This window comes from Bacillus cereus group sp. BfR-BA-01382 (genome assembly GCF_022663475.1).
Taxonomy (GTDB): domain Bacteria; phylum Bacillota; class Bacilli; order Bacillales; family Bacillaceae_G; genus Bacillus_A; species Bacillus_A thuringiensis_S.
This window is the reverse complement of record NZ_JAKUFQ010000145.1, coordinates 1-10,010: the sequence shown is the minus strand read 5'-3', so window position 1 is coordinate 10,010 and position 10,010 is coordinate 1. Positions and strand designations below refer to the sequence as shown.

The window sequence follows — 10,010 nt, the reverse complement described above, 5'->3', positions numbered from 1 at the left end:
AGAGCAACAGAAAGCTCAGCAACAACCTGTACAACAAGAGAGAACACAAAAGCAAGAAAATACAAAACAAACAACGGGCGGGAAACCAACACGATCACAAATTTCAGTTGGTTCACATGTAGTTATCCAATTAGATAATGATTATAGTAAAACAGTGAGTGGTGTTGTGAAAGATATTTTGATAAATACAGAAACACATACATATGGAATTAAAGTGCGATTACAGAATGGACAAATGGGCCGTGTGCAAAGTGTTGGGTAATAAGAAAGAGGTCGGCCACAGATGGCCGACCTCTTTCTTATTATGCTTGGTTAGTGCGGAAGAATGGAAGCTTCTGCGCAATGTGAATTAATCCGTATGCAAGAATTAAGCACATAAGAGGATTAATGAAAAATCCGTAGCGGTTAATTGCTAAGAATAAGTTTGAGAAGATAATGTAAATAATAGAACTTGCTACTAGCATCATAACGCGTTTATGTTTAAATGAATTTAGCATGAGGCAGAAGCTGCTCAAGAATGTACCAATGATAAACACTCTATGACATAGTTGCATAAAATTATGAATACGGTATTGGTCTACAGCAGGAGCTGTTTTGAATAACTCAATTGTTTTACCGACAGTGAACCAAGAGAACCAATAAGTGAAGTCCGTCTTAAATCCATTCTTGATTAATTCCTTTGCGTATGCACCTTTGTCATCTAAGCCTTTAGCTCTCATTTCATTTACTATATTTTCATAGCCAATTTTATTGAATGGATCTGCACCGGCAATCAGTGGATCTGCACCTTGGGTTGAGAATAAAATAAATTGGTTGAGCGCTAAATAGTTACGAACAACCCATGCGCCAATAATCAAGAACGGTCCGATAAACCATAACAATCCGATTCGAATGGAGTCTTTAAATCCATATGTAAATAACACAACAAGAACAGGAATGAGCATCATTGGAGCTGGATTTGGACGGAACATAAGTAAAATTGAAACGACAATTCCAAACCATATATGGAATTTCGTTTTATTGTATTTCCATGCGAGAACAAATACATATACACATAATGCCAATAAGAATATGGATGGAACTTCTGTTAGCAATGTACGGAAGTATGTATAGTTACTTGGATAAATAGCATATAAAATACTTGCAACAATTCCATAAATGTTTTTTTCGAACAATTCTTTTCCTATTAAGAATACCAATAGCACTGTGCAAAGGTTCATGATCATGTTAATAACAGTTGCTACGTAATAGTAAGGAATTGATGTAATATCAGAAATAATCATAGCGCCAGCTAATAGTAATGGCTGACCTGGTGTGATATATGCATTTTTCCCTGGAACTTCACTAGGTTCTAAATACACATAACCAAATACACCATGTTTTAATAGTTGTTCAGCTGTTAACGAATAGTTAAAGGCATCATTTGCACCATATGTTACTTTGACTAACTCTCCATCTAATCCTGGCTGTTTTACTAAACAAAAAACGTGCAACAGGAAAGAAAGCGCCAAAATTGCATATACCGCTTTAGGCAAACTCTTAAACTTAGTAAGCAAAAATGAGCAACTCCTTTTTTATTAATTCTTTCGTATTTTTATGTGAAATCTTTAATAGTATTAAGGATTTCCAAAACATAGTTATTATATCATAAAGTAGAATATCAAAATTAAGTTTTTCAAGAATGAGTAATTTGTATGTCACAATTTAACTGTTGATTAAGGGAATATTAAGACAATACATTTATAATAGAAGCAAGTATACAGACGAAATATGTAATATATGTTATTTTAATAGAAATAGTTCTTTCGATGCGGGGGAAATTAAGACATAGAAACGAGGGAATGAATTGAAGTATGGTTCTACACTTTTTCATCTTCCGAAAAGAAGTATATTAATTTCTAGCATTATAAGTAGTATGGTGACTTTATTAGTAATAACTATGCTGTTTATGATTTTAAAGGTTTTTAATTTAGACATGATGAAAGATCATTTAAATCAAAAGCTTATTTTAAGTGTTATGATGATTTTCATATGGGGCATAACATTTTATATTACGCATTTCAATAAAAAAGAGATGTCTATACCTAGGGTATCCCTGCGAGTGCATTTTATATTATTTTTGCTAGCTCATGCAGTAGCATTATTTTATATTGTAATGCAAGTTAATATGAGTTTCATAGAGACAATGAATTGGATTTACATTTATAATATGCAGTTTATATTAAGTTTTGTAGTAATTTATGCAATATATATTCTTGTATATAATTTAATAGGTAAGGTTTTTCTAAGTATGGTTTTATCTAGCTGTACGTTAGTCATTTTAGGTATTGTGAATTATTTGAAGCTTATTTTCAGAGGGGATCCGTTATATCCTTCTGATTTCACACAAATTACGCATATGCAATCTGTTATACCGATGGTGATGGACTATTTTAGCTGGAGTTATATTTTAATCATTATCGTAAGTATCGTGGCTTGTATTGTAGCAGGGATATATATGAGAAGGTATATTCAAAATGTAAAGATTCATCTAGGAATAAGAGCCTTATTAGTAGTAGGATCTATTTTTGTTCTATATGCGTACGGTAATTTTGCGAATACATTTATGAATAAAGTATTTCAAAAATCAGGTGTAGATTTTGTTTTGTGGAATCAAAATGAGAACTATGCTTCAAATGGTTTTGTACTGGGGTTTATTAGCAATTTAGATACAACAGTTATGGAAAAACCAAAAAATTATTCTAAAGAAAATATGCTTCAAATAGCAAACGATATAAAAAAACAATATAGTGGAAATATAGGGAACGAAAAGAAAAAAGAGAAACCGAATATTATTTTTGTAATGAGTGAATCGTTTTGGGATCCGACGAAAGTAACCAACCTTTCTTTTAGTGAAGATCCTGTACCAAATTTACATCATTATATAGAAAACTTTCCTGGTGGACAAACTATTTCTCCTACATTTGGGGGAAATACGGCGAACGTTGAATTTGAGGCATTAACGAGTTATTCAATGAGTTTGTTAAAGCCAGGTTCTATACCATATCAGCAGGTTATTACAAATAAGAAAGAAATTCCATCAATCCCGACGGCTTTGAAAAAAGAAGGCTATTACACAAGTGCAATTCATTCATTTGGACGCACATTCTTTAAACGTGATGATGTATATAAGGTGTTAGGATTTGATAAGTTTAATGCAGAGGACACGATGGAAAATGTGGATATTGATGGAGATTATATTAGTGATTTAGCGATGAGTGAAGAGATAATTGCTGAGTTAGAGAAACAAAAACAACCTACATTTATTCATGCAGTTACGATGCAAAATCATTTTCCATTTACAGAGGGCCGATTTGGTGAAAATCTAATAGAAATTAGCGGGCTAGAAAATGAAGAATCAAAGGGAGAATTAGAGACGTATACAGAAGGGTTAAGACGTTCAGATGAGGCTCTTCAATATTTAATAGAGCAACTAGATAATTTAGATAGACCTACATTATTAGTATTCTTTGGAGATCACCTTCCATCATTAGGAACAAATAAATCTTTTTATAAAGAAAATGGGTATATAACGAATGAAAAAACACCGAGTGAACGTTTAGCAATGGCGCAAACGCCGCTATTAATGTATGCAAACTTTGATATGCCAAATGATAATTTAGGTTTAGTAAGCCCAATTCATTTTTCTAATCTTATTTTTGATTATGCAGGATTAAATAAATCCTCATTTTATCAATTTTTATCGGGACTTTACAAGGAAATACCAGTGCTTAGAGATGAATTAAAAGTTGATAAAAATGGGGAAGTAATCAATGATTTAACAAAGAAACAAAAAGAAATGTTAGAGCAATATAAAATGCTTCAATATGATTTACTCGTTGGAAATCAATATAGCAAAGAAATCCTCTTTTAATAAAAGAAACAAAAAGAACTTGTATAACGATACAAGTTCTTTTTTCATAGTATTTAACGGGGTAACCAGACAAGCTGGGTTTAGGGAGTATTACTTGTACATTTAGTATATATGAAAATGTAATCGTTTTATTTGTATATTTGTGAGAAATGTGTGAATTTTATGTTTTGTAAAAAATCGATTATGTTAACTTTCAATCTTGTATTGCAGTTGTTATGCATGTAAAAATTTTATCAGCTCTTTATTTAATTCATCCGCTTGATCGATTGGTGAACCATGGCCACTATTTGTAAGAGCATGTAACTGAGAATTTTTAATTCGTTGTTGCGTAAGCTCAGCACTTTTGTAAGGAATTAGTTGGTCGTGAACGCCGTGGAAGATTTTTGTTGGGACGTTAATTTTATTTAAATCTTTCGTTACATCTTCATTTGCAGCTGCTTGTAAAATTTTGATAAGGGCATAAGAAGCGGACTGCATACCGAGATAAGAAAACCATTCAAGGGTTGCAGCTCCTAAGTTTCTATTGAAAAAGGATAAAGATACATCATTTAAAAATTTTGGTAAATTAGCATACATTTGATTAATGAGAGCATCTGCTTGTTCTTTCGGTACACCGTAAGGGGACTCTTGATTTTTAACGAAAGAGGGGGAGACAGCGTCAATTAATGCGAGCTTAGAAATGCGGCGCCCATTATAGCGAGACATATAGCGAATAGAAAGAGCACCACCAACTGAGAAACCGACTAATGTAGCGTTCTCTACTTCGAGTGCTTCTAGAACAATTGCGATATCATCGGCTAATCGATCATACGTGTAACCAGTCCATGGCTTATCAGATTGCCCATTCCCTCGTATATCCATGGCGATACAGCGAAAGCCATGCTCTGGTAAAACATTGAGTTGATATTGGTACATTTGATGATTTAAAGGCCATCCGTGAACGAAGAAAACAGTCTTACTACCTGGACCAGGATTAACGTCTTGCACAAAAATATGCACATCTTTCTCGACAGTAACAAACATAAATGTCCCCCTATTTTATGAATATGCTCTATCCCAAAAGCGTTGTTTTGTCATAGCTTTAATAAATTCATTTGCTAGTCGCGTAGGGTCTTGTTCTATTAAAACACCAGGCTTTCCTTCTATATTTAAAGATTGAATAATAGAAGAGCCGTTTTGGAAGGAGCCAATCGGCTTAAAGTGATTATATGATTCTACGACAAAGGAACTTGCTTTGTTAAGAAAATGATCATCCATCTTTCCGCCGATAAGAAGTAATCCATCATAAAGGAGTGGTGAGCCTGTTAAGAAAGTATCATTTACTTCCCAATGTCCATTTGACGTCCCCTGCACTATGCCTAATCGTTCGGAAACGATCACTGGTTGAAGACCTACTTGTTTGAACTGATTTATTATATATTGTGCGCTTGGCCCATCATATCCATTTGCAACAATGACACCTACTCGTAATGTATTAGGACTAAAGGTCGTATTTGCCATACTGAGTGCTGGAGATGATTTTGTAACGTTGGATTCTTGCACATTTGGGACTTTTGCTCCGAGAGCTTCTGCAACTAAAGTAGCCAATTCTGTACTAATATGTCCAATCATATCAACGACTTGTTGGCGGACAGATTTACTTTTGACTTTTCCTAATTCAAAGGAGAAAGCTTGTATAATATGGATTTTTTCGACGTGACTCATACTATTCCAAAATAAACGAGCTTGAGAGAAGTGGTCTTTGAAGCTAGCAGCAGTTTCCCTTGTTTTATGACCAGATACAGTAGAAGGATATGTAACGAACCCCCCCTTTGTCCCAGGTACAGTATAAGGAGAATTATTTGCTAAGGAATTGTTATGGTAGGCAACGTTTCCTTTGTCGATTATATATTTAGATGCACCATCTCTTTGATTGTTATGAAATGGGCATATTGGACGGTTAATCGGTAGTTCTTGATAATTTGTACCAACGCGTGCTAATTGTGTGTCTGTATAAGAAAAGAGTCTACCTTGTAAGAGAGGGTCATTGGTAAAGTCAATACCACGAATGATACTTCCAGGGTGTAGTGCCACTTGTTCAGTTTCAGCGAATACATTATCTACATTGCGATTTAAGGTCATTTTCCCAATGATTTTAACGGGAAAATCTTCTTCAGGCCAAATTTTCGTTGCATCTAATATATCGAAGCCGTATTTAAATTCGTCCTCTTCTTCTAAAATTTGAATGCCAAGTTCGTACTCAGGATAGTTTCCAGCATTAATATTTTCCCACAAATCACGGCGATGGTAATCTGGATCAGCACCACCTAGTTTTTGTGCTTCATCCCAAATTAACGAATGAACGCCGAGCTTTGGCTTCCAGTGGAATTTCACGAATCGTGACTTTCCATTTTTATTAACGAAACGAAATGTATGAACGCCAAATCCTTGCATCATTCGAAAGCTTCTTGGAATTGTACGATCGGACATAATCCACATCATCATTGCAGCTGATTCTTGATTATTGGCGATGAAGTCCCAAAAAGTATCATGTGCTGTTTGTCCCTGTGGAATTTCATTATGCGGCTCTGGTTTAAGGGCGTGAATAAGATCAGGGAATTTAATGCCATCTTGAATAAAGAAAATGGGAATATTGTTTCCTACTAAATCAAAATTTCCTTCTTCTGTATAAAATTTAACGGCGAATCCTCTTACATCTCGATTCGTTTCATTTGCTCCTTTTGATCCAGCTACTTCAGAGAAACGAATGAAAAGCGGTGTTTTTTTTGAAGGGTCTTGTAGAAAATGGGCCATTGTTAGCTCTTCTAAAGATTCATATAACTCAAAAATGCCATGTGCTCCGTATCCTCGTGCGTGAACGACTCGTTCTGGAATTCGTTCACGGTCAAAGTGAGAAAGTTTTTCTCGCATAAGGAAATCTTCTAGAAGGGTAGGGCCACGATCTCCAGCTGTTAAAGAGTTTTCATCATTTGAAATTTTAACACCTGTATTTGTTGTCATCTCCTTTCCTTCATTTTCACGCGTGAAAGATTGGAGTTGTTCTATCTTTTTATTTTTTTTGCCGTCCATAAAAACACCTCCCATAATATACGTATTATTGTTTATGGTTTTTATGCTTGTATATAGCATGAAGATGTTGCATCGTTGGGATGATTTTCCTCAAATTTGCGATTTATCTTTGTTTGTCTATGAAAATCATTTATTATAATAAATGGTATTCTTCGAGATATTATTTTGAAGGGGTGTTGAAGTGAAAGAAAGTTTTCTATCATATAAAGAAGAAGAAAGGAATGCAAAAATCCTTTTATGGGTGTTATATGTTATTGTTATTGTATATCAAATTTTCTATGCAATTGTATTAGACAATAAATCAATAATGGATAAGGGATACAACATAGTATGGCAAGTTATTTGCGGAGTAGCAATACTGTGCGTGAATATATATTTAATGAAAAAAGAGAAGGCAAACCTTGTTAAATATGCATGGATATTTGCATACATAGGGATAGAAATCGCTAATATATTTTCGTATATTTTTTATAATAAGGCGGCGTTTGATGCGACAAATATAATAGAAATTATTCTCATTTTCTTTGTACCCATATTTTTAAATAAAAAATTTTATGTAATCTTACTTTCTTCTATTGTAGGAAAATATTTAATTTATTTATTTGTATTAGAGGAAATAAAAGCATTTATGTTCCTTATTATGTGTACACTTATGTTAATAGCTGCATATATCATTTTAAACCGATTTTTACAATATCTTTCAGCTGTAAAGGAAAGTATTGCGATTGCTAGTGAATCACAAAAATTAGCAGTAATCGGAAAAATGGCAGCGACGGTTGGACATGAAATTAAAAATCCACTCGCTTCATTAAAAGGATTTACGCAATTACAAAGAGAGAAGCATGAAGAGGATCCTGTTTATAAACGTATGATCTTTGAAATAGAAAATATGAATAATATGATAAGTGAGTTGATGGAAGTTGCTACATGCAAGCCTTCTATTTATAAGAAACATGATCTAGGTAAAATTGTATTACAAGCAACAACAACTCTTCGCGAAAAAATGAATGAATTAAATGTGCAGCTTATTTCTAATGTGGGAGAACAAACAATAGAAGTTGAATGTGATGAACGAAGAATAAGAGGAGTCTTTCTATATACGATAAAAAATGCTTTAGAAGCAATGGAGCAAGGTGGCATATTACATTTACGGTTAGAAAATAAAGGGAAAGAGTATGTGATGATCAGCTTAATTGATAATGGTCATGGTATTAAGCAAGAAAACTTAGCCCGTGTTACAGAGGCCTTTTATACAACGAAACAAGATAAAATTGGTCTGGGTCTTACAGTAGCGAATCGAATTGTCGCCGAGCACCTTGGTGAGTTACATATTTCAAGTGAAAGAAATACTGGAACGAGAATAGACATTATTCTGCCAAGGAAGTGTGGAAATACTGAAATTCAAGTGGAAGAAAAGCTAGGAGTTACCATATGAATAAAGGCTATATATTTAAAAATGAAGAAATAAAGGCGTTGAAAGTATTTTTAAGTTTATTTTTTATTATATTTTTTGTGTATGATCTTGCCTATGAATTTATCGTACCTTTGATCGCGGGAGAGCAAGAAGGCGTAGGAAAGTTTGAAGATGGTTTAGGTTTATGGCTTTACTTTTTGATGGTAGTATTGTTTTGCATTGGAATATACTTTATGAAATGGAAGAATGTTTTTGCGGTAAAGTATATTATTCTAATTGGCTATAATGTATTAGATTGTATCCACAACATTATGATTTATTATGGTAGCGATGCGGAATTTGACGGTGGAAATATAGTAGAAGTATTTTTTATTTTGTTTGCACCAATCTTTGTGAATAAAAGATATTTCTGGTTAGTTCCAGCGATACTTGTCGGGAAGTACGCTTTTACAGGAATCATTATTCAATCTTCTCTCGTTTTAATCCCAATGGCATTATATAGTGTATTTACTATTATATGTTGGATTATATTTTTGAGGGTTCAGTCTTACGTTCGTACGCTTGAGATGATGGACAAAGAAATAAAACAAACAGAAAAACTAGCAGCTGTTGGAAAGATGGCAACGGTTATTGGTTATAAGATTAGAAGACCTTTAGCAAACTTAAAAAAACTTGTGAATAAACAAGCAGACAAGCATCCAGAGGATAAAATTTATAGTGATATTATGAAACAAGAAGTAGATCGGATTCATATAATTGCTACAGAACTTAGTGGATTTGAGAAATCTAAATCACTAGAATCAGAAACTCATAACATACAAGAAATTATCTCTTATGTTATTCGAGTTATGGAAAAGCCTGCTTTAAAACAAGGAGTCCACATACAAGGTATTTACAGTAAAGACTTACCATCAATTACATGTGATGAAAAACGATTAAAACAGGTCTTTTTTAATTTAATTAAAAATGCAATTGAAGCAATGTCAGTTGGCGGAACAATTACGATTAAAGTTACTGTAAAAGAAGGAATCATCGTTCAAGTGAAAGATGAGGGATGCGGCATTCCGAAAGATAAAATTCCAAAGTTAAACGAAGCCTTTTATACAACGAAAGAAACAGGAACTGGTCTAGGTTTAGTAGTTACAGAAAAAATTATTAAAGATCACAACGGTAAAATGAGTTTTGAAAGTGAAGTTGGGGTTGGAACGACGGTTGAGGTTATGTTACCACTGCATTAACTACAAAAAACATCACTTATTTGGAAGTGATGTTTTTTTATTTTATCCCGCTATTTGCCGGGCAGCCCGATTGGTGAGGGCTGATTAAAGTTTCACTTTATCTATAAAGAATGTATGATGTGTTTTTAATATCAAAATGTTTTTTGAAAGTTTTCATTATGGATTTTCCGGGGGGAATTTAGACTATAAAAATTAATTATTTTTTTCTGAAAAAACTATTTTCTTTTTTGGGTTTTAATGGTATATTCAAAACACGATAAATAAATTCCTATATTTGGCACACTATTCGAAAGGATAGGTCGCAAAGCTAAGAGTCTAAAGTAATGAAAATTACTATGATAGTCTGGTTGCAGTTTGGATTTTCACACATAGTTGT

General features: G+C 33.5%; 7 protein-coding genes and 1 riboswitch. Of the genes, 4 read left to right on the top strand and 3 right to left on the bottom strand.

What is annotated here, in order from left to right; translation table 11 throughout:
- Positions 1-262 (top strand): YwbE family protein (locus MR160_RS31135; RefSeq protein ID WP_242299003.1); only part of this gene is annotated, 262 nt, incomplete at its 5' end.
- A 40-nt stretch (positions 263-302) separates the two neighbouring features.
- On the opposite strand, the gene MR160_RS31130 is transcribed toward MR160_RS31135, so the two are convergent.
- Positions 303-1,556, bottom strand: coding sequence for a glycosyltransferase family 39 protein (locus tag MR160_RS31130; protein WP_000956215.1), 1,254 nt, complete (start codon positions 1,554-1,556; stop codon positions 303-305).
- Positions 1,557-1,846: 290 nt separating this feature from the next.
- Between MR160_RS31130 and MR160_RS31125 the strand changes: the two genes are divergently transcribed.
- Entirely contained in the window at positions 1,847-3,913 is a 2,067-nt protein-coding gene (locus MR160_RS31125) for an LTA synthase family protein (protein WP_000873640.1), read from the top strand.
- Positions 3,914-4,126: 213 nt separating this feature from the next.
- Here MR160_RS31125 and MR160_RS31120 read toward each other — a convergent pair whose 3' ends face one another.
- Both MR160_RS31120 and MR160_RS31115 read right to left on the bottom strand, forming a co-directional pair.
- A complete protein-coding gene (locus tag MR160_RS31120; protein WP_000498274.1) occupies positions 4,127-4,936 on the bottom strand; it encodes an alpha/beta fold hydrolase in 810 nt (269 codons plus the stop codon).
- A 15-nt stretch (positions 4,937-4,951) separates the two neighbouring features.
- Positions 4,952-6,982, bottom strand: a complete 2,031-nt coding sequence (locus MR160_RS31115) for a catalase (protein WP_000348754.1) — start codon at positions 6,980-6,982, stop codon at positions 4,952-4,954.
- A gap of 181 nt (positions 6,983-7,163) precedes the next feature.
- Here MR160_RS31115 and MR160_RS31110 point away from each other — a divergent pair, with 181 nt between their 5' ends.
- Both MR160_RS31110 and MR160_RS31105 read left to right on the top strand, forming a co-directional pair.
- Positions 7,164-8,417, top strand: coding sequence for an ATP-binding protein (locus tag MR160_RS31110; protein ID WP_000664882.1), 1,254 nt, complete (start codon positions 7,164-7,166; stop codon positions 8,415-8,417).
- Entirely contained in the window at positions 8,414-9,634 is a 1,221-nt protein-coding gene (locus MR160_RS31105; protein ID WP_001032631.1) for an ATP-binding protein, read from the top strand. Before MR160_RS31110 ends, MR160_RS31105 begins: the two co-directional genes overlap by 4 nt.
- Positions 9,635-9,900: 266 nt before the next feature.
- A riboswitch (cyclic di-GMP riboswitch) is annotated at positions 9,901-9,989 on the top strand.
- Positions 9,990-10,010: the final 21 nt, after the last annotated feature.

What these genes read in the sequence shown, in the direction of transcription:
- MR160_RS31120 (WP_000498274.1), bottom strand. Translation starts at nt 4,936, where the DNA reads ATGTTTGTTACTGTCGAGAAAGATGTGCATATTTTTGTGCAAGACGTT.
- MR160_RS31115 (WP_000348754.1), bottom strand. Translation starts at nt 6,982, where the DNA reads ATGGACGGCAAAAAAAATAAAAAGATAGAACAACTCCAATCTTTCACG.
- MR160_RS31105 (WP_001032631.1), top strand. Translation starts at nt 8,414, where the DNA reads ATGAATAAAGGCTATATATTTAAAAATGAAGAAATAAAGGCGTTGAAA.